Origin of the sequence: Flavobacterium sp. H4147, assembly GCF_029360735.1 — a bacterium.
Taxonomy (GTDB): domain Bacteria; phylum Bacteroidota; class Bacteroidia; order Flavobacteriales; family Flavobacteriaceae; genus Flavobacterium; species Flavobacterium endoglycinae.
Genome location: NZ_JARKNB010000005.1, coordinates 109186 through 130562, shown reverse-complemented (window position 1 = coordinate 130562; position 21377 = coordinate 109186). Strand labels below are relative to the sequence as shown.

The 21377-nt window shown below is 33.9% G+C and carries 26 protein-coding genes and 1 tRNA gene; 8 read left to right on the top strand and 19 right to left on the bottom strand.

Annotated elements, in window-relative coordinates:
- Nucleotides 1-3 precede the first annotated feature (3 nt).
- On the top strand, nt 4-780 hold the full coding sequence (locus P2W75_RS20920; RefSeq protein ID WP_207294846.1) for a TIGR03915 family putative DNA repair protein: 777 nt from the start codon (nt 4-6) through the stop codon (nt 778-780).
- A 51-nt stretch (nt 781-831) separates the two neighbouring features.
- Here the strand turns inward: P2W75_RS20920 and P2W75_RS20915 are convergent, their stop codons facing one another.
- Nucleotides 832-1578 (bottom strand): DUF1349 domain-containing protein, encoded by a 747-nt coding sequence (locus tag P2W75_RS20915; RefSeq protein ID WP_276381954.1) that lies wholly within the window; start codon nt 1576-1578, stop codon nt 832-834.
- 104 nt (nt 1579-1682) lie between these two features.
- Here P2W75_RS20915 and P2W75_RS20910 point away from each other — a divergent pair, with 104 nt between their 5' ends.
- On the top strand, nt 1683-2453 hold the full coding sequence (locus P2W75_RS20910; protein ID WP_276381953.1) for a response regulator transcription factor: 771 nt from the start codon (nt 1683-1685) through the stop codon (nt 2451-2453).
- A 2-nt stretch (nt 2454-2455) separates the two neighbouring features.
- Here the strand turns inward: P2W75_RS20910 and P2W75_RS20905 are convergent, their stop codons facing one another.
- A complete protein-coding gene (locus P2W75_RS20905; protein ID WP_207294849.1) occupies nt 2456-3922 on the bottom strand; it encodes a glycoside hydrolase family 130 protein in 1467 nt (488 codons plus the stop codon).
- Between the two features lie 281 nt (nt 3923-4203).
- On the opposite strand from P2W75_RS20905, the gene map reads away from it, so the two are divergent.
- Genes map through P2W75_RS20890 form a run of 3 tightly spaced genes read left to right on the top strand, consistent with a single transcriptional unit; the run spans nt 4204 to nt 6128 of the window.
- A complete protein-coding gene (map, locus tag P2W75_RS20900) occupies nt 4204-4968 on the top strand; it encodes a type I methionyl aminopeptidase (protein ID WP_276381952.1) in 765 nt (254 codons plus the stop codon).
- 4 nt (nt 4969-4972) lie between these two features.
- Nucleotides 4973-5575, top strand: coding sequence for a nucleosidase (locus P2W75_RS20895; RefSeq protein ID WP_276381951.1), 603 nt, complete (start codon nt 4973-4975; stop codon nt 5573-5575).
- Between the two features lie 25 nt (nt 5576-5600).
- Nucleotides 5601-6128, top strand: coding sequence for a GNAT family N-acetyltransferase (locus P2W75_RS20890; protein WP_276381950.1), 528 nt, complete (start codon nt 5601-5603; stop codon nt 6126-6128).
- Between the two features lie 59 nt (nt 6129-6187).
- Here the strand turns inward: P2W75_RS20890 and P2W75_RS20885 are convergent, their stop codons facing one another.
- The 6 genes from P2W75_RS20885 to P2W75_RS20860 all read right to left on the bottom strand — a co-directional run bounded on the left by P2W75_RS20885 (nt 6188) and on the right by P2W75_RS20860 (nt 12241).
- The gene (locus P2W75_RS20885) at nt 6188-7027 is read right to left on the bottom strand and encodes a DUF4249 domain-containing protein (protein ID WP_276381949.1); all 840 of its coding nucleotides are present in this window, start codon (nt 7025-7027) and stop codon (nt 6188-6190) included.
- A gap of 4 nt (nt 7028-7031) precedes the next feature.
- Complete coding sequence (locus P2W75_RS20880; protein ID WP_276381948.1) at nt 7032-9650, bottom strand: TonB-dependent receptor; 2619 nt, start codon at nt 9648-9650, stop codon at nt 7032-7034.
- A gap of 99 nt (nt 9651-9749) precedes the next feature.
- On the bottom strand, nt 9750-10592 hold the full coding sequence (locus P2W75_RS20875; protein WP_276381947.1) for a FecR family protein: 843 nt from the start codon (nt 10590-10592) through the stop codon (nt 9750-9752).
- Between the two features lie 11 nt (nt 10593-10603).
- Complete coding sequence (locus P2W75_RS20870; RefSeq protein ID WP_276381946.1) at nt 10604-10813, bottom strand: hypothetical protein; 210 nt, start codon at nt 10811-10813, stop codon at nt 10604-10606.
- Nucleotides 10814-10859: 46 nt separating this feature from the next.
- Complete coding sequence (locus P2W75_RS20865) at nt 10860-11381, bottom strand: RNA polymerase sigma factor (protein WP_207294857.1); 522 nt, start codon at nt 11379-11381, stop codon at nt 10860-10862.
- 254 nt (nt 11382-11635) lie between these two features.
- Entirely contained in the window at nt 11636-12241 is a 606-nt protein-coding gene (locus P2W75_RS20860) for an FMN-dependent NADH-azoreductase (RefSeq protein ID WP_276381945.1), read from the bottom strand.
- 104 nt (nt 12242-12345) lie between these two features.
- Here P2W75_RS20860 and P2W75_RS20855 point away from each other — a divergent pair, with 104 nt between their 5' ends.
- Complete coding sequence (locus tag P2W75_RS20855) at nt 12346-12717, top strand: helix-turn-helix domain-containing protein (RefSeq protein ID WP_207294859.1); 372 nt, start codon at nt 12346-12348, stop codon at nt 12715-12717.
- Between the two features lie 7 nt (nt 12718-12724).
- On the opposite strand, the gene P2W75_RS20850 is transcribed toward P2W75_RS20855, so the two are convergent.
- The 9 genes from P2W75_RS20850 to P2W75_RS20810 all read right to left on the bottom strand — a co-directional run bounded on the left by P2W75_RS20850 (nt 12725) and on the right by P2W75_RS20810 (nt 18826).
- Entirely contained in the window at nt 12725-13441 is a 717-nt protein-coding gene (locus P2W75_RS20850; protein ID WP_276381944.1) for a type 1 glutamine amidotransferase, read from the bottom strand.
- 83 nt (nt 13442-13524) lie between these two features.
- The gene (locus tag P2W75_RS20845; RefSeq protein ID WP_276381943.1) at nt 13525-14325 is read right to left on the bottom strand and encodes an AraC family transcriptional regulator; all 801 of its coding nucleotides are present in this window, start codon (nt 14323-14325) and stop codon (nt 13525-13527) included.
- A 12-nt stretch (nt 14326-14337) separates the two neighbouring features.
- The gene (locus P2W75_RS20840) at nt 14338-15471 is read right to left on the bottom strand and encodes an MBL fold metallo-hydrolase (RefSeq protein WP_207294862.1); all 1134 of its coding nucleotides are present in this window, start codon (nt 15469-15471) and stop codon (nt 14338-14340) included.
- A complete protein-coding gene (locus tag P2W75_RS20835; protein WP_207294863.1) occupies nt 15468-16121 on the bottom strand; it encodes an NAD-dependent epimerase/dehydratase family protein in 654 nt (217 codons plus the stop codon). Before P2W75_RS20835 ends, P2W75_RS20840 begins: the two co-directional genes overlap by 4 nt.
- A 3-nt stretch (nt 16122-16124) precedes the next feature.
- Nucleotides 16125-17165 (bottom strand): aldehyde reductase, encoded by a 1041-nt coding sequence (locus P2W75_RS20830; protein ID WP_207294864.1) that lies wholly within the window; start codon nt 17163-17165, stop codon nt 16125-16127.
- A 105-nt stretch (nt 17166-17270) separates the two neighbouring features.
- The gene (locus P2W75_RS20825) at nt 17271-17870 is read right to left on the bottom strand and encodes a DUF6624 domain-containing protein (protein WP_276381942.1); all 600 of its coding nucleotides are present in this window, start codon (nt 17868-17870) and stop codon (nt 17271-17273) included.
- A 45-nt stretch (nt 17871-17915) separates the two neighbouring features.
- Nucleotides 17916-18173 (bottom strand): hypothetical protein, encoded by a 258-nt coding sequence (locus P2W75_RS20820; RefSeq protein WP_207294866.1) that lies wholly within the window; start codon nt 18171-18173, stop codon nt 17916-17918.
- Between the two features lie 87 nt (nt 18174-18260).
- Nucleotides 18261-18671 carry an ACT domain-containing protein gene (locus P2W75_RS20815; protein ID WP_207294867.1) on the bottom strand — a complete coding sequence of 137 codons (411 nt, stop codon included), beginning with the start codon at nt 18669-18671 and terminating at the stop codon, nt 18261-18263.
- 81 nt (nt 18672-18752) lie between these two features.
- Nucleotides 18753-18826: transfer RNA gene (locus P2W75_RS20810), tRNA-Met, on the bottom strand.
- Nucleotides 18827-18977: 151 nt separating this feature from the next.
- On the opposite strand from P2W75_RS20810, the gene P2W75_RS20805 reads away from it, so the two are divergent.
- Together P2W75_RS20805 and P2W75_RS20800 are read left to right on the top strand one after the other, a co-directional pair.
- Nucleotides 18978-19370, top strand: coding sequence for an START-like domain-containing protein (locus P2W75_RS20805; RefSeq protein WP_207294868.1), 393 nt, complete (start codon nt 18978-18980; stop codon nt 19368-19370).
- A 54-nt stretch (nt 19371-19424) separates the two neighbouring features.
- Nucleotides 19425-20261 (top strand): aminotransferase class IV, encoded by an 837-nt coding sequence (locus P2W75_RS20800; RefSeq protein WP_276381941.1) that lies wholly within the window; start codon nt 19425-19427, stop codon nt 20259-20261.
- Here the strand turns inward: P2W75_RS20800 and P2W75_RS20795 are convergent.
- The gene (locus P2W75_RS20795) at nt 20258-20818 is read right to left on the bottom strand and encodes a YqgE/AlgH family protein (RefSeq protein ID WP_207294870.1); all 561 of its coding nucleotides are present in this window, start codon (nt 20816-20818) and stop codon (nt 20258-20260) included. The two genes, P2W75_RS20800 and P2W75_RS20795, sit on opposite strands and share 4 nt — an antisense overlap.
- Before the next feature lie 130 nt (nt 20819-20948).
- Complete coding sequence (locus P2W75_RS20790; protein WP_071635005.1) at nt 20949-21221, bottom strand: HU family DNA-binding protein; 273 nt, start codon at nt 21219-21221, stop codon at nt 20949-20951.
- Between the last annotated feature and the right edge of the window lie 156 nt (nt 21222-21377).

Below are 21377 nucleotides of genomic sequence, written 5' to 3'. Positions count from 1 at the left end.
CAAATGACACAAGTAATTTACGATGGCACTTATGAAGGCTGGCTCACGGCAGTATTCGAAATATACGAACTGAAATTCGACGATGTGGTTTTTGCCAAAAGTGAAGTTTCAAACGCTTTGTTTTTTTCAGATCGATATATCGTAATAACAGATTTGCAAAAAGCGAAACGAGTTTTAAAAGGGTTGAAAGATAAACTTTCAAGAGAAGGTTTTGCGAATATTTATAAAGCTTTTTTATCAGACATTGATAAAATTGACGAGACCTTATTTCAATATGTAAAGTATATTTTTTCGAGTGCTGTAAATATTGAAGATGATTTGTCTAATTCTGCCGTTTTGGGAGTGAGAAAAGCAGCTTACGTAACCGGAAGAGAAAGTCATAGAATGAAAGCTTTCGTGAGGTTTAAATTGACAAAAGATAATTTGTATTACGCTGTCGTAGAACCCGACTGCGATGTTTTGCCTCTCATAGAAAAACATTTTAAAATCCGTTATGCAGACCAACGCTGGTTAATTTATGATACTAAACGCAAATACGGAATTTATTACGATCTCGAAAATACTACTTCGGTACAATTAGAATTTAATGCCAATTCTAATTCTTCTCAATTTTTAGCCGAAATAAGTGATGACAACGAAGAGTTTTTCCAGAATCTCTGGCGCCAGTTTTTTAAAAGCGTTAATATCGAATCACGTAAAAATACAAAACTGCATATACAGCACATGCCGAAACGGTATTGGAAAAATCTCATAGAGAAAATTCCAGATATGAAAAAATAAAGCGGATTAGTTCAAAACCAATCCGCTTTTTGTTTTTTTTGAAGAATGAATTTAGATTCCTAAACGAAAATCTTTAACGCTTTTTTGTTCCAAAACAACATCTTCGAAATAACTTGTGGTTCCTTTTTCGACTGGACATTGCGCGCTGATTCCTGTCCAAAGTTCTGCCGGATAATTGTTTTTGTACAAACGAACCATCTGCCAGTTTTTATTATCAAGAGAATAATAACTCGCCACAGTCTGCGTATCTGATGAAATTTTCATGTAAACCGTTTTTTCTTTTACCACATCGTGATTATTGTCATCAGAAGTTCCCATTGTGCGAACCGTTACAATTCTGTGATTACCGCGTTCATCCTGTTCAAAACAGAATTTCTGGTAAAAATTGTCATTTACGTACAAATATAAAACTCCAGCATTGTACAAACCTTTAAATTCAGGAGTCACTTTTGCAGTAATTGTAAAAGGTTTGGTATTGTCTAATTTCGATAAAAGAATAGGAGCTGAGGTATTGGATAATTTGTTGTTAGGATCAGAGAAATAATCTTTTTTCTCGCCTACATGAAATTCGATATTATTTTTTGCATCTACTTTTGCAAGTGTATCGGCACCGTTAATTGATTTTGTAAAATGAATGTTATTTAGTTTTACATCGCACGGAGTGCCGCGTACCACAGCAGAATCCTCTGATTTTGTATTTGTGTTTTCGGCTGTTTTATTTTCTTTCGAAGCAGTATTGCAAGCCGAAAATAAAATGATTCCAAAGATTGCAGAGCAGATTAGAAATTTAGTTTTCATAAAATGTTTTTGTTAGAAGTATAAAAATGATAATTTAGTTTTTCAAATTTACTTTCGCTTTCCAAAAAAGACAATACCTAAAATTAACCAATTTCAATAATGCTATGTCAAAAGTTTCGATAGAAGAACAGCTCGCTTCTACATTTTTAAAGCAGACTTTTCTAGACGGGGAAACTCTTAATATAGACGATTATAAAAAATTAGCTTCCGCTTACGTTTCTATAGAACAATGCGTTGCGGTTCTTTCCGATTATCAAGCTGATTGCAGTTATATTTATAATAGCGATTTCGGAAAAATATTCGGACTTCCTTCTGGTGATTTGTTTATTGATTCGGCTTTTGAAGACTGTATTTTCGACAAACTCAATTCTAATGATGTAGTCGAACGTCATGCGCTTGAACTTCAGTTTTATCAATTTCTTAAAAATTTACCCAGCGAAGAATATAGAAAATACAGCACTTTTACCCGCCTGCGTACTTCAGATCCTGAAAATCTGAGTTACATTAACCATCGGACCATGTACCTCAAAAAATCGCCAAATGGCAACATCTTGCTTTCACTTTGTTTGTATGCTCCTTCGACCGATTCGCAGTTCCGAAATGGAATTGATGGAAAAATTGTTAACATACAAACCGGCGAAACCATCGCTTCGGAAAAATACAAACCTTACAGCGAAAAAATTCTTTCTAAAAGAGAATTAGAAATTTTAACCCTTGTGGCAAAAGGAAATAACAGCGATCAGATTGCCGATTTGCTAAATATTTCGGTTTATACTGTTCGCCGTCATAGACAAAATATAATTCAGAAAATGAAAGTTGCTAATACCACAGAAGCACTTAAAACCGCTTTTGTAATGGGATTGATAAACGCTTAATTTTATTTGCTTTTCTTCAAAGCATCTAATAATTCCGCCAGATCAACCACACCATAAGTTGAAGAATAATCTGAAACCGCATAAGGTAAAATCAAACTGTTGTTGTGAATAATTGCGCCGCAAGAATACACTACATTTGGAACATAACCTTCGCGTTCATCTTCAAGCGGAGAAAGCAAAGGTTCTTTCAATCTTCCAATTTCTTTTGAAGGATCGTCGAGATCAAACAGCGAAGCACCTATACAATAACGTCGCATGGTTCCTACACCATGTGTAATAACCAGCCAGCCTTCTTCTGTCCAAAGTGGAGAACCACAGTTTCCTATCTGAGTCAATTCCCAAGTATAACGAGGTTCTTGCAGCAAGATTGGATTGTTCCATTGCGTGGCACGTTCCGAAAACATGATGTAATTGTTTACGCCGTCAATTCGGGCCAGCATTGCATATTTTCCTTTTATTTTACGAGGAAATAAAGCCAGGTTTTTATTTTGAGCTCCAGTTCCGTGTAAAGGCATAATTCTGAAATTATAAAAATCTTCAGTAGAAATAAGTTTTGGTAAAATCGTGTGTCCGTTATAAGCCGTATAAGTTGCCATAACGCGTACTGAATTGTCATCATCTACAAAACGGACAAAACGCGCATCTTCGATACCACGACTTTCAGAATCTGAAATCGGGAATATAACACGTTCTGTAATATCCGAATCATGATTAAACTGTACATCGTAAAATGAATTTGCCAGCCAGATAATTTCTTCCAGCGCTGTTCTTCTTTCCTGACGTATAGATGGATCGGCTAAAGCGGTATATATTAGATTTTTTAAAACGGCAAATTCAAATTCATTTGGGAGATCGCTCATAATTTGAACAATATATTTATCCTGCGTATGCATTTCGGATAATTTGGTCAAAAAGCGCTCCTTGTTAAGCAGTGTTTTATGTTCGATTTCGGATTTATCAATATGATGACCAATTTTCATCACATGAAGATTATTGTCGCGGTCTAAAATACCTCTTCTAAAAACAATCGAAGAAATATGACCTTCTCCCGTAGCACGAAACGAAATAACGACTCTTTTTTCACCAGCTTCTAATCCAGACTGGTCAAAATCTTCTACAATCGATGGGTTAAAAATTGCCGCTGATTCTATCGCATATTCCATAGTGCAATACGAACCAATTAGCATTTTACGATTTAACGACATGGCTTCGTAATCAATCTGCATGGCTTCGATTAAGTCCTTTATTTTTTCGCAGTGTCTAAAAAATATGGCTGAAATATTTCGGTGTCGTCTGGCAAATTCCCGAAGCGTTTGCTCTAAAGTTTCTGAGACTTGTTTTTCGTCAAGCATCATAATACGAATGACCATTTGCTGGGTTCGTTCATAGCCGTTCATGAAATAACGGGCAACAACTCTTCTGGAATCGGGGGTAAATTTTATGTTTTTTCGGGTAACTGATACTCGCATAGTTTTATGTTTTGTTCCAATAAAATAGTGCGTCTTTAATCTTAAGCGAAATGATACTTCAAAAGAAAATTATCTAATCTGTTTGAAATAAGACTGTTACTGGTATTGTTTTTAATTTCTAACAACAAGATAATAATTTTGTTAAAGAAAAAACCTTAATTTTTTATTAAAATTAGTTTTCTTCAATTCAATTCATAATTTATTTAAATAGTGAAGTTTGTGCTAGAAAAAGCTAAGTAAAATAGTTTTATCTTAGCCGAATACTTAGTAAAGAAGAGAATATGTCTATTACAACAGAATCAGAATTAATTGGAATGCAGCAGGCAAGTGAAGCCGTTGCGTATACTTTGCGAGAAATGGTAAAATATGCCAAACCAGGAATGACTACGAAAGAACTCGATAATTACGGCGGACAAATCTTAAATGATTTAGGAGCTAAGTCGGCGCCTTATGTAACGTATGGTTTTCCGGGTTGGACTTGTATAAGTGTTAATAATGAATTCTGCCACGGAATTCCATCTGATAAAAGCATTTTAGGCGAAGGTGATTTAATTAATATTGATGTTTCGGCTGAATTAAACGGTTTCTGGTCAGACAACGGAAATTCTTTTGTAATAGGGGAAGACCTCAACCAGCACCAAAAACTGATTGAAGCTTCAAAACAAATTCTGCATAAAGCGATTCATAACATAAAAGGCGGTGTTCGTATTGCTGATATTGGATTCCTAATCGAAACCGAAGCTAAAAAAAGAGGTTATAAAGTCATTAAAAACCTAACTGGACACGGAGTGGGAAGAAACCTTCATGAAGAACCGCACGAAATTGCCAATTATAGAGATAGATTTAATCTGACTCGTTTTAAGAAAAACTCTGTTGTGGCTATCGAAACTTTTATTTCTACAACCTCAACTTATGCCGAAACTTTGCAGGATGGGTGGACCATGGTAGGAAATAAAGGTGGTTTTATGGCACAGCACGAACACACAATCGTTGTGACAGATGGTAAGCCGATTATTTTGACTGAAATGAATGAGATCTGGAATTAAAAAGATGATACAAATTAATCAAACAGCATCATTTGCGATTGAAGATATTTTATTCTCTTTCGCACTTGAATCGGAAGCGGCAGAAGTTTTCCAGAAATGCAATACTTTAATTACCGGAATTGGAAAAGTCAATGCCGCATACGAATTGTCAAAAGCAATTCAGCAGAAAAGACCTTCTATAATTATTAACCTCGGCTCAGCTGGAAGCAGTTGTTTTCAAAAAGGAGACGTAATCTGTTGTACACAGTTTGTGCAAAGAGATATGGATGTCCGCGGATTGGGTTTTGCACAATACGAAACGCCACTTTCGGGTTTACCTCCCGTTTTAAAATATGGTTTGTTAATGGATCATCTTCCAGAAGGAATTTGTGGAACAGGCGATAACTTCGAAATGGGACATTGTTCTGATGCCTATAATGTCGTCGATATGGAAGCGTATGCTTTGGCGATGATTGCCATGAAAGAAAATATTCCGTTTTTATGTCTCAAATACATTTCAGATGGTGCCGACGACAATGCCGCCGAAGATTGGACCGTTCAAGTTCATAAAGCTGCGATTGCTTATGGCAAACTTTTGGGATTGATTGAAGAGGATGTTATGAGTTAATTTTTAGAATTGAAAAAATAAGACTATGAATTTTAATTTACAACCTGTTTTAGAAAATGATCTTTGTGTTCTTCATCCTTTAGAAGAAAAATATTTTGATGCGTTATACGAAGTCGCTTCTGATCCTAAAATTTGGGAACAACATCCAAATAAAGACCGATGGAAAAAAGAAGTTTTTGAAAAGTTCTTTGAAGGTGCAATCCAAAGTAAAGGTGCTTTTAAAATTACCGATAAAGAAACCGGAAAGGCGATAGGAAGTACGCGATTTTACGATTATAGTGCTGAAGACGATTGTGTTTTTATTGGTTACACTTTTTACGCTGTTTCGTGCTGGGGAACAGGATTTAATTTAAGCGTAAAGAAAACCATGCTGGATTATCTTTTTAATTATGTTTCGAAAGTCCGCTTTCATATTGGTGCCGAAAACGTGCGTTCGCAGATTGCAATTTCAAGATTAGGAGCTCAAAAAATAGCCGAAGAAGAAGTGGCTTACTTTGGCGAAAAACCAAAATTGAATTTTGTTTACGAGATTGAAAAGAAGAATTGGAAGTAATATAAAAACAAAAAGCCCTTAAGAAAATTAAGGGCTTTTCTACATAAAAAAAAGAATCTCTACTTCACGACATAAGCGACAACATCGGCTTCGCAAAGTCGGAAATAGCCTAAAGCATAATTATTGGCGTTTGTTGTGTTTACAATATTTCCTCTAATGTTTCCCGGAGGCACAAGAAACGGATTAGAACTTGAAGCTTCTAAAATCAATTTCATGTAATTAAAGAAATTTTTAGAAACTCCGCGGTGTGTAATCGTTACCGTATTTCCGGTTTTCATATCTTCATGAGAGTATCGGGTGCTGATTTCGTTTCCGTTATAAAACTCGTCATCTGTTATTTCGTATTCCGGATAAATCAGGAATTCACTTTGATAATCGGTTACATAAAAATTTCTTTGATCTGCAGGATCATTATAATAAAAAGTCAGTTCGATTACATCTTCTCCTCCAAAATCAGGAACCATTTTCTGTTCGATTTTGTTGATTGGAGTTACAGATGTCAGTTTTTCAACAGCAGTAAAACTTTGACCTTCTGCTTGTACAAAAAGTTTGTATTCCATATCGATTACGGGAACAAAATTGGTGCATTTATACACTCCAGCTTCGGTTTCGTTAAAGGTAAAAACATCTCCGTTGCTGTTTTCAACTCTTACTTGCGCTCCTGAAACTTTTGGAGTAGAACCGCTGTAATAAGGAGCAGTTTTGCTTACTTTTATAGTTTGCTCATTTCCGTTTGTCCCTTTTTTCCAGATAATTTCGGCATCGACTACCAATTTGGTTTCACCAGTTTCCAGATCAAGATTTACAACATCTTCGCATGAAGTAAAAGAGAATACAAAAAGAAGACTTATTAATGCCAGAGTTTTGTTCATTATGGTATATTTTTTCAATTTATTCATAGCATTAAAATTTAAAATTATAAGAAATTCCAGGTGCAATCCCGAAAATAGAAAGTCTTCTCGTTTCATTTGCTCCAGTATCTTCATTAGTTGTAAAAGTCATAGAAGCTGCATTTTTTCGGTTGTAAATATTATAAAGGCTGAATACCCAGTAGCTTTGCCAGCCTTTCTTTTTATCTGGTTTTGGTGTATAAGTGGCCGCAACATCGAGATGGTGGAAAAGCGGTAATCGGTTTTCATTTCTTAAAGAATAATTTGGAACATGAATTCCTCCAAATTCATAATAACCGTTTGCATACGTTACAGGCTGACCAGATTGTAAAGTGAAATTACCATTAAAAGACCATTTCGGGTTCAATTCGTAACTTCCTACAATGCTTAAATTATGCATTTTATCATATCCAGATAAATACCAGTCGCCATTTGCAACTCCTGGTTCTTCGGCATTTCTTCCAGGCGTTTTCTGTTCGGCTCTTGAAAGCGTGTATGAAACCCATCCGGTGAAAACACCTGTATTTTTTCTAAAGAGCAATTCCAAACCATACGATCTGGCTTTTCCGTTTAAAATAACCTGCTCAATATTGTTGTTAGCCAAAACATCAGCACCGTCAATATAATCAATACGATTTTGGACATTTTTATAAAATAATTCGGTTTCTAAAGAGTAATCACCATCTTTGAAATTTCTGAAATACCCCATTGCATACTGGTCTAAAAGCTGAGGTTTTGTAAATGGTCCGCTTGGTGTCCAGATACTCATTGGCAATGGTGACTGTGTATTCGATAAAATATGAATATACTGCGCCATTCTGTTGTAACTTGCTTTTAACGAACTATTGTCATTGAAAGCATATGATAAAGCAGCACGTGGTTCGAAATTATTAAAAGTACTAATCGCCTGACCCTTTTTATAATTGATGGTTCCAGTTGGCGTTCCTTCTTCATAAATTTTATATAACGGATTATATACAACTGCCTGACCATTTTCGTAAGTGCTGATTGCTTCTGCGCCTAAACGATAAAATGTACTGTAGCGAAGTCCATAACGGAAATTCAATTTCTTAGTAATTTGATTTTCAAAATCAAGATAAGCCGAAGTTTCTAAAGCATATTTTTTGTCCAGTTGTTTGTAATTAAACTGCGAATCTGAACTTGTAGGTTTTACAACTCCCGGATTAAAATTGTAATACAATCCATCAATACCATAACTGATTTTAAATTTTTCCGACTGCTGATAATTCCAATTGTATTTTAATCCGTAACTCTGAATGTTACTGTCCCATTTGAAGCTTTCAATTGGTATTTCTAGATTGAATCTGTAATCACTGTAGAAAGTAGATAAATTACTGTTTAAACGATCTGAAAATTTATGTTTCCAGCTTAAAATTCCCATTGTGCTGCCATACGTACTGGCAAAACGATCGTTAATATCAAATACATCATTTCCAAAATAACCTGAAAAAGATAAAGTATTATTGGCATCAAAACGATAGTTTAACTTGGCATTCAAATCATAGAACATAGCCGAGTTTTTATTGTCGGCCAATTTCATAAACAAATGCGCATACGAAGCACGCCCAGAAAGGATAAAAGAACCTTTTTCTTTCTGTAATGGTCCTTGTACTAAAAGACGGCTCGAAATAATTCCGATTCCTCCATTTACTTTGTATTCTTCAAAATCTCCAGTTTGTTGTGTAACATCTAAGACAGACGAAACACGTCCTCCAAATTTTGACGGAATTCCGCCTTTGTATAAATCTAAACCATTTATAATATCGGCATTGAAAATTGAAAAGAAACCAAACATATGCGAATCTGCATAGACAGGAGCTCCATCTAAAAGAATCAAATTTTGATCGGCAGCTCCGCCACGTACATTGAATCCTGAAGAAGCTTCTCCAGCATTAGTAACTCCGGGCAATGTTAAAATCGATTTTAAAGGATCAGGTTCCCCCATCGCAACAGGAATACGTTTAATTTCCTGCATCGAAAGTCGGTTTACACTCATTTGAGTGGTTTTGATGTCAACGGCTTTGTTTCCGGTAACTATGACTTGTTCTAATTCCTGACTGTCTGATTCGATATTGATGATAAGCGTTGTATTGTCTGAAACTGTAATATGTTTTTCTCTGTTTTTAAAACCGATGTAACTAATCGAAACGGTGTAACTTCCATTTGGAATTTCAATACTGAATTTTCCGTTAATATCCGTTACGGCACCAACTTCAAGTTCTTTCACATAAACATTGGCGCCAATAACGGCTTGTCTATCATCATCAAGAACCTGACCTGTCAGCCAGCTTTTTTTTTTCGAAGCTTTGACAGGATGCGATTTTTGTTTTACAAAAATATTGCTGCCTACAATAGAAAATTGAATAGAGGCATTTTTGTTGAGTTCAGTAATAAGTTTCTCGATTTCGATATTCTTATACGTGCTTTTTTTTGTAAAGTATTTTTGATTGGTATCAATTTGATCTGTAAAAGCAAACTTGAAATCAGTTTGATTCTCAATCTGCTTAAAGAATTCTTTTAAGGTTACATTTTGATCTACAGTTACTGTAACGTTCTGAGCAGACATACATAAACTGAATAAAAAAAAGCATGCTGAAATTATATGCTTCATGAAATTTTGTATTTTTGAATATTATTAAATGGAATAACCTCGTGTTATCCTGATTATAAGGAGGATGTGTAGTTTCGCGGCTTACATCCTTTTCTTTTTTTATTGAAAAGTGATCTGTTTCAATTCTTCATTTATTTCATAATTTAGGTTATACATTTCTGATATTAATTGTACAATTGTTTTTAGGTCTTCTTTTTTATTGATTCTGATGGTGATTTTTTGGTTTTGATATCCCTTTGGAAGTATCACTTTATAACCGTAATTTTCCTCAATATAAGAACTGATAACAGCCAGTTTTTCGTTGTCAAAATCAATAAAACGACTGAATTCAGTTACCGAAGCAGTTTGGTTTGCATACGTAAATTTTTCGCCCGGTTTTAAAATCCATTTTTGATCCTGGCCTTTTACATTCATCTGAACACTTCCTTCAAAAAGCTCGACTATAATTTCTTCATTTTCAGATTCCTTAACCGTAAAACAAGTTCCTAAAACAGTAGTGGTTGTTTCATCACAAAAAACCTGAAACGGATGCTGTTTGTCTTTTGTTACTTTGAAATGTGCTTCACCATCAATTTCAACTTTTCGGTTTAGGGCAAAATTATCGCCAAAGGAAATTTTAGAATTTGGACTCAGTTCTACTTTTGAATTATCGGGTAATACGATGTGTTTTATTGTAGAAGTAGTATTTTCGATTACATTTCCGGCAAGAACAATATTCTCAGACGGCGATTCTCCGTTAAAATAAATGCCCGTTCCAATCAAAACAAAAAGCAATACTGCCGCTGCTGCGTAATAGCGCCACGGTTTAAACTTCTTTTTCTTTGGAGCAAAAGTTTTCGAATGAAATTGTTTCCATGAGGCTTCTTTTTCTGCGTTTGAATGTGAAGCAGGAGTTTCATTCCATAATTTTTCAAACTCTTCGTCTAATTTTTCCTTGTCCATGTTGTTTGGTGTTAGATGATTTGGCACTGAAATCCTTGTTTTGTAAAAACACCATATACCATTTCTTTAACGTCTCTGTTGGTTTCGATTTTCAGGATATTTTCACGTCCCTTACGATCGAAATTGATGATACAGTCAGAAATCACGAACTGTAAAAGTGCGACAAGTAAACTTGCATCTTTCTTTGTTCTCACATTCGTTTTATAAGCTTCGATATGCATTTTTTGTTCTTTGTTTTTAGTATAACAAACGAGAACAAAAAAGTTCCTAATGGTTTTCGATTTTTTTTCGAATAAATTTACTGGCGAGATAAATGTGATTGGCAATGGTCTTTTCAGAAAGATCTGTAATTTCTGCAATCTCCTTATAGCTAAGGTTTTCCAGTTTGTGTAGAGTGAAGATTTTTTGCTGCTGCTCTGGAAGCTGATTTATGAAATTTTGTAGTTTTTCTTGTCTTTCTTCAAAAATTCCAGAATATGATTCTTCCTGCGGCACGTCAACTTGATTAGGATCAAGTGATATTATTTTGTTTTCTCTGTTAACGTGATTGATAATAATGTTTTTGCAGATAACAAATATCTGTTTGTCAAACAAAACCTCTTCGTTAAGCAGTTCCCTTTTGTTGTATAATCGGATGAAAGTTTCCTGAACAAAATCTTCAGGAGTAAATAATGAAGAATTAAAACGTCTGGCAATGTTTATCAGTTTATCGTAGTAATTGAAATACGCTTCCTTAAACGCAGCTTCATCACCTTTTTTTAGATTTATAATAAACTTTTTATTGTCCATAACGAAAATATCGTGACCAGTATTCTAGTCTAAACTCATTGGTTTCAATATTATTGCATTCATGATTTGACAACGATCAAATCATGAATATAATAAGTTGCAAAGAACCGTAATTTAATTTAAGATATGACGCTCTTTTTTAAGAAATGTTACAATTAAATTCAAATAAAAACCCTTAACAAAAATGTTTAAGGGTTTTTATTTTGTGAAATTTTTAATCAGCTTAAATGTATAAGTAAGGACAAGTCTATTTTCTAATCTATTACAATACTCTTAATCGCTTTTTCCATTGCTAGCTCTTTTATTCCGGAAACTTTAAGTCCTTCGGCACGGAAAGCAGTTAAATCTGTCATTCCTAGAAAGCCTAAAAAAGCTTGTAAATAAGGAACCACAAAATCGTTAACTTTACCCGGTCCTTCAGAATAAATTCCACCTGAAGCCATAGCAATATAGATTTTTTTTCCTGTAACTAATCCAATTGGACGACCATCTTCACCATATCCAAAAGTGATTCCAGGTCTGGTAATATAATCAATCCAAGATTTTAATTGAGAAGGTATTGTAAAGTTGTAAAGAGGAGCTCCAATTACAATAATATCTGCATTTTGTAATTGTTTCAAAAAATCGTCTGCAAAATGAATGGATTGTTTTTTGTCTGAGTTAAATAAATTCGATGGAGTAAATAATTTTCCAAGAAATTCAGCATCCAAATGTGGAATTTCCTTTTCTGCCAAATTTAATTCTTCGACAGTGCTTCCGTCATATTTTTGTTGAATTTTCTCGATAATGGCGTTTCCTAGTTTTTTGCTGTATGATTCGTTACCCTGAATACTGGATATTACATGAAGAATGTGTTTCATAATTTTAAATTTATTAAACAAAACTAGAATTATAAAGTATGTAAAAAACGTTAGTTACCTAAAGGAAATCAGTTACTTTTAGGAAAGTATGTATCTTTGTGAGTATGAAAACAATTGAAAAAGAAATACTTCCAACGAAACAAGAATGTACAGATTCTCTCAAAAATGTAATAGATGCTCTTTATGTTTTGAACGGAAAATGGAAGATTGCTTTAATTCTTTCTTTGGTACAATCTCCAAAACGTTTTAATGAAATTCTAAAGCAGATTGATGGAATATCACCAAAAGTTCTTGCTAAAGAACTTAAAGATTTAGAATTTAACGGTTTTATTAAACGAAATGTTTATGAAACAACTTCGATAAACATTGTTTACGAAGCTACAGATTACAGCTTAACATTAAAAAGTGTAATAGCCGAACTTAGCGCTTGGGGAGAGCAACATAGAGAAAAAATCAAACAAAGTATGAGAAAATAAAAAAATATTAGTTTTTATAAGCCGATACAAGTTTATCCAGAAACTGAAACAGCTTTTGATTCATCTTTGTATAATCATAAGATAAAATAGTTTCGGGACTTTGAACAAATTTATATTTACTGCTTTTTTCTAATAAATCTTCTTCACTGTCAATTAAAAGCGATACAACTTCTGTAGTTAATTCCATGTGGCATTGAAAGCCATAAACCAAATCAGAATATCGAATAATTTGTCTTGGACAGCCTTCACTCGCAGCCAGAATTTTGCTTTCTTTTGTTAAAACGGGCATATCATTGTGCCAATGTCCTACATTTAAGGAACTTCCAAAATGATTTGTTTTTTCGTCTTCCAAACCAGCTTCGGTTAATGTTATTGGAAAAACACCGATTTCTTTTTCAGGACTATGATCAAAGGAAGTTCCTAAAGCTTCTCCAATCAATTGCGATCCTAAACAAACTCCAACAACTGCTTTTCCTGCCGAAATACATTTTCGAATTAAATTCATTTCGGCTTCAGCATTAAAATGCGGACATTCTTCAACTGAAGTGATTGGACTTTGAGGTCCGCCCATAACAATTAGCAGATCTATAAAATCTGCGGTATCTGGCAGAATATCATCTTCATAAACTTTAGAAAAAGAAATCTCATAGTTTCTATTTTCTGCCCATTGAAGATAAGCGCCTGATGCTTCAAATGTTTCGTGCTGTATAAAATGTACTTTCATGTTTTTCAAAAATTACCCCAAATTTAAGAATGATAATGAAGATAGATACAGTCCACTTTTTTCATAAAATGATAGTCCAGTATTTATATTTTTTTAATCGATTTTAAAATATCAGTTGGTGTAATGCCATATTTCTTTTTGAATGCAAAAGAAAAATGAGAGAGATCTTCAAAACCAAGATCCAGATAAATATCCGAAGGTTTCTTTTGTTTTTTCTCAATTAAGAAATAACCTTCCTGAAGTCTTCTCTGAATTAACCAACGGCTTGGCGTATCTGAAAAAATAGAAGCAAAATCACGTTTAAAAGCCGAAATACTTCTTCCGGTAAGATAAGCGAAACGCTCCATACTGATATTGAATTTGTAATTCCGATTCATGTATGCTTTTAAATCGATTTTTTGTGGCGGAGCAAAATCAAAAAGGATGTTTTTTAATTCTGGGTTTTCTTTTAAGAGAATCAAAAGCAGTTCTTCGCGTTTTAGATCTGCAAAAGTATCGTCAATTTCGCCTCCGTCATTGTAATATGGCATTAATGAAAGAATGAAATTCGGAATCAAATTGGTATTTTTTAATAGAAAAAATGACGCATCATCTTCATAACGCTGTGCTTTTATTTGATGTTTGGTCATAAAAGACTTTAGAAATTCAGTATCCAAAATCATGACTACTTTTTCAAATTCGCCATTTTCTTTTTGTTTATTGTAACGTGCCAAATGATTTTTTCGCACAATACAATATTCGCCACTTTTTAAGCTGTATTTACTAATGCCGTCATAACCCTCGATCGTGCCTTTTGCGAGATACAAAAAGAAATGTTCCGAAATAAATTGTTCAGGAGATATTTCTGGACCTATATAACAACTTTTGATTTCTGTAAGTCTCATAACGCGTATTGTTTAATTGGCAGAGTCATTTTTCCACCATTGTTTGAAAACTTTAGTAGTATCAAAAATAACTATTTCTCCAATAATGGGTGTAATAAGTGGTATCTGATATTTTTCATTCAATCGAGTCAATTCACTTAAAGGTTCGTTCCAAGTATGTCTGGCAAGAGCAAATTTTGAATTGTGAACCGGAACAAGGCTTTTGGCTTTTAAGTCTCGGCCTGCCATTAAAGTTTCTTCGGGAAGCATATGAATATAATGCCAAGCTTTGTTGTATTGGCCGTTTTCCATTATTGCTATATCAATTGGTCCGAATTTTTTTCCAATTTCAGCAAAATGAGTATCATAACCGCCGTCGCCGCTATAAAAAACTTTTAGCGAAGGCGAGTTGATTAAAAATGATGCCCATAAAGTTTGGTTTTGCTTAAAACCACGTCCTGATTTATGTCTGGCTGGAAGTGTATGAATGGTAAAATCTTTTTCAATAGAAACAGAATCATTCCAATCTTGTTCGATAATTTTGTTTTTTGGATATCCCCAACGTTCAAAATGCGCTCCAACTCCCAATCCGCAGAGTACAGTTTTTACTTTTTTCTGTAGAGACAAAACAGTTGGATAATCCAAATGATCATAGTGATCATGTGAAATTAACAGATAATCAATTTCTGGTAAATCTTCAACTTTATAAGTATTGCTTCCATTAAAAACTTTTACGCTATTAGGCAGAGGAGAAGCATTGTCACTAAAAACAGGATCGATCAGGATTTTTTTACCATTGATTTGTAATAGGGAAGAGGAATGTCCGAACCACACCAATAGATTCTCTGCAGGAAGATTTTTTAAATCTCTTTTGACAGACGGAATTGGTTTTGAAGGTTGAGTAGGTACTGATTTATCAAAAAATTGTTTGCTGATTTCGCCCCAGAATCCGTAACCGGGAGCAAATGTAGGTGTGTTATTAATATTTTGGAATTCTCCGTTTTTATAATGAGATGATTTTTCAATTTGTACTAAATTTTGTTCCGAAGGTTTTCCTCCAAATACATCTTTCTGCATATAAAGCCAAATAGAGAAGCTGAGGATTACGATTAGCACAGCAATGACAACAAACATACGCTTGATGATTTTTAAAATTCGTTTTTTCATAATAAAGTGGTTGCATTTTTAATGTCTTTGGCTTCTAGTATTTTTTTAGAAAAACCGAATTTTGTTACGGCAATCATGGCGCGTCCAATTTCTGTGGTTTTACAGCCTGTATAAAACAGTCCCATAATTGGGTAAAGCGACTTAATATATTTATTGAATCCTTTAAGATGAATTTGCGCTTTGTCTGGTTTCATTAATCCTGGACGGAAATTATATTGCTGTTTGAAAGGCAGTTTTTGTAAAGCATTTTCGGTTTTCCCTTTTACACGTGCCCACATTACTTTTCCTTTTTCGGAACTATCAGTATGCGATCCAGAAATAAAATTGAAAGTCAGATATGAGTTTTGACTCAATACTACTTTTGCAAAATGGATTGTGGTGTCGTAAGTAATATGAGTATAGTCGGTTTCGTTCATGCCTACACTACTTATTCCGGCGCAATAAAAGCAGGCATCATAACCTGCAAGTCTGCTGTTGTTACTTTTTAGCGAAAGAAAATCAGAAACCAAATATTCGGTGAGTTTTGGATGTGATTTCCCGCTTGGTTTTCTTCCCACATACAAAACCGATTCTACTTCTGTATTGTTCAGACATTCTATTAAAACGCCTTCGCCAACCATTCCGGTTGCACCTGTTACAATTACTTTCATCTTTTAAACGTTAAGAGATTTCCATTTAATTAAACTAATAATAGTGGCTGTAATGGCTTCTTCATTACTGCGCGGGTTCCAGCCTAGAGTTGTTTTCGCTTTTTCATTACTGGCATTTCGGTTAATTCCAACTAAAGGTAAAATCGCTTTTGCTTGATCGTTAAATAATGCCGCGAAACGTAATATAAATGTAGGCAAAGCTTTTGAAGGTGCTTTGGTGGTAACGTATGGCATTTTATCTCTAAGCAGATTTACAATTTCCATTAGTGACATTGTTCCGCCAGATAAGGCTAAAAATCGTTCGCCTTTTGCTTTTGGATTTTCCATTGCCAGAATATGTAATTCGGCAGCATCTCTAACATCTACGATTCCTAATCTGATATCTGGAATTGCTTTCATAGAACCGTCTAGTAATTTTTTAAGCATTTCAAAACCGCTCGATAAATCAGCATTTAAAGAAGGCCCAAAAATTCCCATCGGGTTTACAACAGAAAGTTCTAAAGTTCCGCCTTCATTTTTCATAAAATCCCAAGCGGCTCTTTCGGCAAGAACTTTGGATTTGTTATAAGTTGAAAGTCCTTTTTCATTAGGATCTGTCCAGCTTTCTTCGGTTATAAGCGAATTGCTGTCTCTGTGACTGTAACCAACTGCTCCAAAATTAGAAGTCATTACGACACGTTTTACTCCAGCATTTCTTGAAGCTTTTAATACACGCAAAGTTCCATCAACAGCAGGACGAACCATTTCGTCTTCATTTTTGGGTAAACGTATAAAAATTGGAGAAGCAATATGCAGGACAAAATCACAACCGGTTACGGCTTCTGCCCAGTTTTTATCGCTGGTAAGATCAGCTTCAGTAAATTCTAATAAATTGAAATCAGAAATTCCTCCGTTTGTAAGCATTTCATAAACTTTGTCTTTGCTTTTTAAGGAGCGAACTGTGGTTCTAACCTGATAACCCCGATTTAATAATTGCAAAATACTGTGTATTGCCAGAAATCCCGTTCCGCCTGTAACTAATACTTTTTGATTTGAATGTATCATTTCTTGTACTTTTATAGGGCAAAGTTCTGAAGAAAGTCTTCTAAAAGCTTTGTTAAAAAGTCCAAAGTTGTTTTGTTGAAAGGTTCAGAATTTAGACAGTGGAATTTATTTTATCCAGCCGACTTTTTTTCTCCATTCATTCATTTCTTCCTTTTGTTTGTTGAAATCTTTTGGAGGAGTTTGATTTTCATTCAGAGCACGTTTTTGTATGCTTTCGGTTTGTTCTTCCAAAGTAATAAGTCCAATTGCTTTTCGTCTTTCGTTTACTTTAGCTAAATCGTCGAAAGGATTTGGAATTAATTTTCCGGTTTCGTCCCAGTCAAATTGAGTTCCGTAAAGTTGAGGTTTGTCTTCAAAAACAGCGATACGATCTGTAAGGTAAACCAAATGAATTGCATCCGCTTTATTTTCGTTGACGGCAGTTTTTAATTCTGCGGCACATTTTCTCATAAAATCTGGCTGTCCAATAGAATGTTGAATGATGAGCCAAGCGGCTTCATTGGCTTCTTTTCCTACTTTATCAATAGTGGGATAACCAATAACTTCTATTATTTCAGCTAATGTTTTCGCATTTTGATTGTGGAGTTTTTCCATTTCTTGATTGTATCCTTCAGAAAGCTGTTTGCTTTTAATGAGCTTTTCTCTGAGATTCAAATCAGCATTTTTTAATTCTAATATTCTTTTCGCAATGATTTGATAATCCATTTACAATTGATTGAATTAATTGGAAAACGTATGGAGCATTTTATTCTATTCTTCCAGCTCTAAATTATCAGCAGCCGAAATCTGGTCCAATATATTAGTCTGGTTTGGCGAAATGTAGTTTTTGTTTTCAACTTGAGTTTCTTTTTTAAAAAGAAGATCTAAAGCATTGTAAAGTTTTAATAAAACATCTTTGTCTTCTTTTTTAATATCTAAAGCGTTATTAAAATTAAAAACATAATTATTCGAATTGCGTACTTCTACTTTTATCGTTTTTGATGTGATTTTAAATCTGACTACATCCATAGTTATTAGTAATTACTTTAGTTTGCAAAAATGCTATTTTAATGGCACTTCTCAACGCAATTTTGTGTTTTTTTATTTCGGGATTGCTTATATAGAATCTTCGCTTTTTTGTTTGAGTTCTAATAGTACTTCCATAGCTTTTGCGGCATCTTTTTCATCAACAAAAATATGATCATGAAAATAAGCCGCGACTACATTACAACTGATTCCAGCATTTCCTAAAGCTTGAGAAAATGCAGCAGTTAAACCCACAGCTGCCAATGAAGAATGTACTTCTAAAGTAATCCATGATGCAATATAAGAAAAAGAACGATTAAGATCTTCAGCAGTTTGTTTTTCTACGACAACCGTGATTCCTTCCTTTTCTTTAAAAAGGAATAGAATTTTTGAGAAGGGAATGTCTTCTACAGAATCAATTTTTAAATAAACATATTTTCCTTCGTTAAGAACCGGATTAAGGTTTTTTAAGATTGCATTTAAATTTATTTCGCCTTCCATAAGTCGCTGCTTTATTATATTTTATTTTAAAAATAATAAAAAACCCTTAAACATTTCTGTTTAAGGGTTTTGCCTTTTTCGTAGCGAGGACGGGAGTTGAACCCGTGACCTCAGGGTTATGAATCCTGCGCTCTAACCAACTGAGCTACCTCGCCTGGACTGCTATCATGAATTCCTGATTGCGGGTGCAAAGATAGAAATAATATTAAAGCGCACAAGCATAAAATGAAGAAAAAAAAATATTTTTAAAAATGTGTTGTTTTTGGACATATATTCTTATATTTCCAAAAAAATTAAAAGTAGCACATGGATTCAAAAATACGTTACGAAATAGAGTTTCCGATAAATTCTTCTCCGCAATTGTTGTATCAATATATATCAACTCCGTCAGGTTTACAAGAATGGTTTGCTGACAATGTTAACTCAAGAGGTGAATTTTTCACTTTTATCTGGAATGATTCACAGGAAAAAGCACGTCTGGCTTCTAAAAAATCTGGAGAGAAAGTAAAATTTAAATGGGTAGACGAAAGCAGTAAGGATACTGAATACTTTTTTGAACTTCATATTTTAGTTGATGAATTAACTAAAGATGTGTCATTAATGGTAGTTGATTTTGCGACAAAAGACGAAATAGGAGAGGCTAAACAATTGTGGGAGAATCAAATCTCAGACTTAAAACATCTTATTGGATCTGTTTAGTAAAAGTCTATTTTATACCTTATATTTGCCCTGAACAAAATTCAGGGTTTTTTTATGATTAATTTTAACGGAAACACAGTACAAGAAGAAAATTTATTAACTCAAAATCGTGCCTTTTTATATGGTGATGGCGTTTTTGAAACCGTAAAAATAATCAACAACAAAATTTTGTTCCTCGAAGATCATTATTTCCGATTAATGGCTTCGATGCGTATCGTAAGAATGGAAATTCCAATGAACTTTACCATGGAATATTTTGAAGAACAGGTTTTAAATCTAGTTCAGGCAAATGGTATAACGGCATCTGCAAGAGCAAGAATAACTGTTTTTAGAAATGATGGAGGGTTGTATCTGCCAAAAACAAATGAAATTTCATATTTGATTCATGCGACACATTTAGAAAATACTTCTTATGTTCTAAATACTGATGAATACGAAGTAGATTTATATAAAGATTTCTATGTAGCAAAACAATTATTATCGTCAATTAAAACGACGAATAAAATGATTAACGTTACTGGAAGTATTTTTGCTCACGAAAACGGTTTTGCAAACTGTCTTTTGATAAACGATTCCAAAAATGTTATCGAAGGATTGCAAGGAAACCTTTTTATGCTTTTAGGTAAAAAACTAATTACTCCACCTGTATCTGAAGGCTGCTTAAATGGGATTATGCGCAAACAGATTTTAGCCTTAGCCAAAAAAGTTGAAGGCATAGAAGTGCTGGAAGAAATAATTTCTCCTTTTGATCTTCAAAAAGCCGATGAATTATTTTTGACGAATGTAATCACGGGAATACAGCCGATAACCAAATATCGAAAAAAAGAATTTACAAGTAATCTGGCTCATTTATTGGTGCAGAAGCTTAATGAATCCATATCTGAAAATTAATTCAGATACGGATTTTCTGGTGCATTTGACCAAATAAGGTAATCTCCGCCAAGTTCAATAATCTGCTCTTTCCAAAAATGAGTAGTCGATTTTCCGATAATTTTATTTTTGTAGCTGTTATCGGCAATGATCCAGGAATTGCCCTGCATTTCATTTTCGAGCTGATTTTCATCCCAACCGGTATAACCTAAGAAAAAACGAATATTGTTTTTATTGATCGATCCGTTGTTAATTAAGTCTTTGGTTGATTCAAAATCACCTCCCCAATAAATTCCGTTAGAGATTTCCACACTATTAGGTATAAGCTCTGGAATATTGTGAATGAAGTACAGGTTATCTTGTTCAACTGGTCCTCCGTTATATATTTTGAAGTTGGCATCAATTTCTGGAATCAAATCATGAATCGTGTATTTCAACGGTTTGTTAATGATAAATCCAATTGATCCTTCTTTGTTATGGTCTGCTAATAAAATTACCGATCTGTTAAAAGATAAATCTCCAATTATCGAAGGCTCGGCAATAAGCAGGTGTCCTTTTTTTAATTTTTCTGAAATCATACGGTTACAATTTTTATTAAATTTAATCATAAAATTTTTAAAATCGCAAAAAAAATCGTTAAACCGCATAAAAAAACCCTCCATAAGGAGGGTTTTAATTATATTATCTTAGTTTAGAGAACTTTCCTACTTAGTTCACTGCACTTTCTAATTCAGCTCCAGCTTTGAATTTTACCACATTTTTAGCAGCAATTTTGATAGTTTTTCCTGTTTGAGGATTTCTACCGTCTCTAGCAGCTCTCGCAGATACTGACCAAGATCCGAAACCTACTAATGAAATTCTTCCACCTTTTTTCAAAGTAGTTCCTACATTTCCTAAAAATGACTCTAAAGCTAATTTTGCCGCAGCTTTTGTGATTCCTGCATCAGCAGCGATAGCATCGATTAATTCTGATTTGTTCATAATAATTAGTTATTAATTGTTGGTTAAAAAAAATTGTTAATACACAAATTTAGTAGGAAATCCGTTGCGTGCAAGTGTTTTCTTTAATTTTAGCAATAATTGTTGATAACTTGCTTTTTTTGTTCATAAAGCATGTTGTTTATCGACCAAAAACAG

What these genes read in the sequence shown, in the direction of transcription:
- P2W75_RS20920 (WP_207294846.1), top strand. Translation starts at nt 4, where the DNA reads ATGACACAAGTAATTTACGATGGCACTTATGAAGGCTGGCTCACGGCA.
- P2W75_RS20915 (WP_276381954.1), bottom strand. Translation starts at nt 1,578, where the DNA reads ATGAAAACTAAATTTCTAATCTGCTCTGCAATCTTTGGAATCATTTTA.
- P2W75_RS20910 (WP_276381953.1), top strand. Translation starts at nt 1,683, where the DNA reads ATGTCAAAAGTTTCGATAGAAGAACAGCTCGCTTCTACATTTTTAAAG.
- P2W75_RS20905 (WP_207294849.1), bottom strand. Translation starts at nt 3,922, where the DNA reads ATGCGAGTATCAGTTACCCGAAAAAACATAAAATTTACCCCCGATTCC.
- map (WP_276381952.1), top strand. Translation starts at nt 4,204, where the DNA reads ATGTCTATTACAACAGAATCAGAATTAATTGGAATGCAGCAGGCAAGT.
- P2W75_RS20895 (WP_276381951.1), top strand. Translation starts at nt 4,973, where the DNA reads ATGATACAAATTAATCAAACAGCATCATTTGCGATTGAAGATATTTTA.
- P2W75_RS20890 (WP_276381950.1), top strand. Translation starts at nt 5,601, where the DNA reads ATGAATTTTAATTTACAACCTGTTTTAGAAAATGATCTTTGTGTTCTT.
- P2W75_RS20885 (WP_276381949.1), bottom strand. Translation starts at nt 7,027, where the DNA reads ATGAATAAATTGAAAAAATATACCATAATGAACAAAACTCTGGCATTA.
- P2W75_RS20880 (WP_276381948.1), bottom strand. Translation starts at nt 9,650, where the DNA reads ATGAAGCATATAATTTCAGCATGCTTTTTTTTATTCAGTTTATGTATG.
- P2W75_RS20875 (WP_276381947.1), bottom strand. Translation starts at nt 10,592, where the DNA reads ATGGACAAGGAAAAATTAGACGAAGAGTTTGAAAAATTATGGAATGAA.
- P2W75_RS20870 (WP_276381946.1), bottom strand. Translation starts at nt 10,813, where the DNA reads ATGCATATCGAAGCTTATAAAACGAATGTGAGAACAAAGAAAGATGCA.
- P2W75_RS20865 (WP_207294857.1), bottom strand. Translation starts at nt 11,381, where the DNA reads ATGGACAATAAAAAGTTTATTATAAATCTAAAAAAAGGTGATGAAGCT.
- P2W75_RS20860 (WP_276381945.1), bottom strand. Translation starts at nt 12,241, where the DNA reads ATGAAACACATTCTTCATGTAATATCCAGTATTCAGGGTAACGAATCA.
- P2W75_RS20855 (WP_207294859.1), top strand. Translation starts at nt 12,346, where the DNA reads ATGAAAACAATTGAAAAAGAAATACTTCCAACGAAACAAGAATGTACA.
- P2W75_RS20850 (WP_276381944.1), bottom strand. Translation starts at nt 13,441, where the DNA reads ATGAAAGTACATTTTATACAGCACGAAACATTTGAAGCATCAGGCGCT.
- P2W75_RS20845 (WP_276381943.1), bottom strand. Translation starts at nt 14,325, where the DNA reads ATGAGACTTACAGAAATCAAAAGTTGTTATATAGGTCCAGAAATATCT.
- P2W75_RS20840 (WP_207294862.1), bottom strand. Translation starts at nt 15,471, where the DNA reads ATGAAAAAACGAATTTTAAAAATCATCAAGCGTATGTTTGTTGTCATT.
- P2W75_RS20835 (WP_207294863.1), bottom strand. Translation starts at nt 16,121, where the DNA reads ATGAAAGTAATTGTAACAGGTGCAACCGGAATGGTTGGCGAAGGCGTT.
- P2W75_RS20830 (WP_207294864.1), bottom strand. Translation starts at nt 17,165, where the DNA reads ATGATACATTCAAATCAAAAAGTATTAGTTACAGGCGGAACGGGATTT.
- P2W75_RS20825 (WP_276381942.1), bottom strand. Translation starts at nt 17,870, where the DNA reads ATGGATTATCAAATCATTGCGAAAAGAATATTAGAATTAAAAAATGCT.
- P2W75_RS20820 (WP_207294866.1), bottom strand. Translation starts at nt 18,173, where the DNA reads ATGGATGTAGTCAGATTTAAAATCACATCAAAAACGATAAAAGTAGAA.
- P2W75_RS20815 (WP_207294867.1), bottom strand. Translation starts at nt 18,671, where the DNA reads ATGGAAGGCGAAATAAATTTAAATGCAATCTTAAAAAACCTTAATCCG.
- P2W75_RS20805 (WP_207294868.1), top strand. Translation starts at nt 18,978, where the DNA reads ATGGATTCAAAAATACGTTACGAAATAGAGTTTCCGATAAATTCTTCT.
- P2W75_RS20800 (WP_276381941.1), top strand. Translation starts at nt 19,425, where the DNA reads ATGATTAATTTTAACGGAAACACAGTACAAGAAGAAAATTTATTAACT.
- P2W75_RS20795 (WP_207294870.1), bottom strand. Translation starts at nt 20,818, where the DNA reads ATGATTTCAGAAAAATTAAAAAAAGGACACCTGCTTATTGCCGAGCCT.
- P2W75_RS20790 (WP_071635005.1), bottom strand. Translation starts at nt 21,221, where the DNA reads ATGAACAAATCAGAATTAATCGATGCTATCGCTGCTGATGCAGGAATC.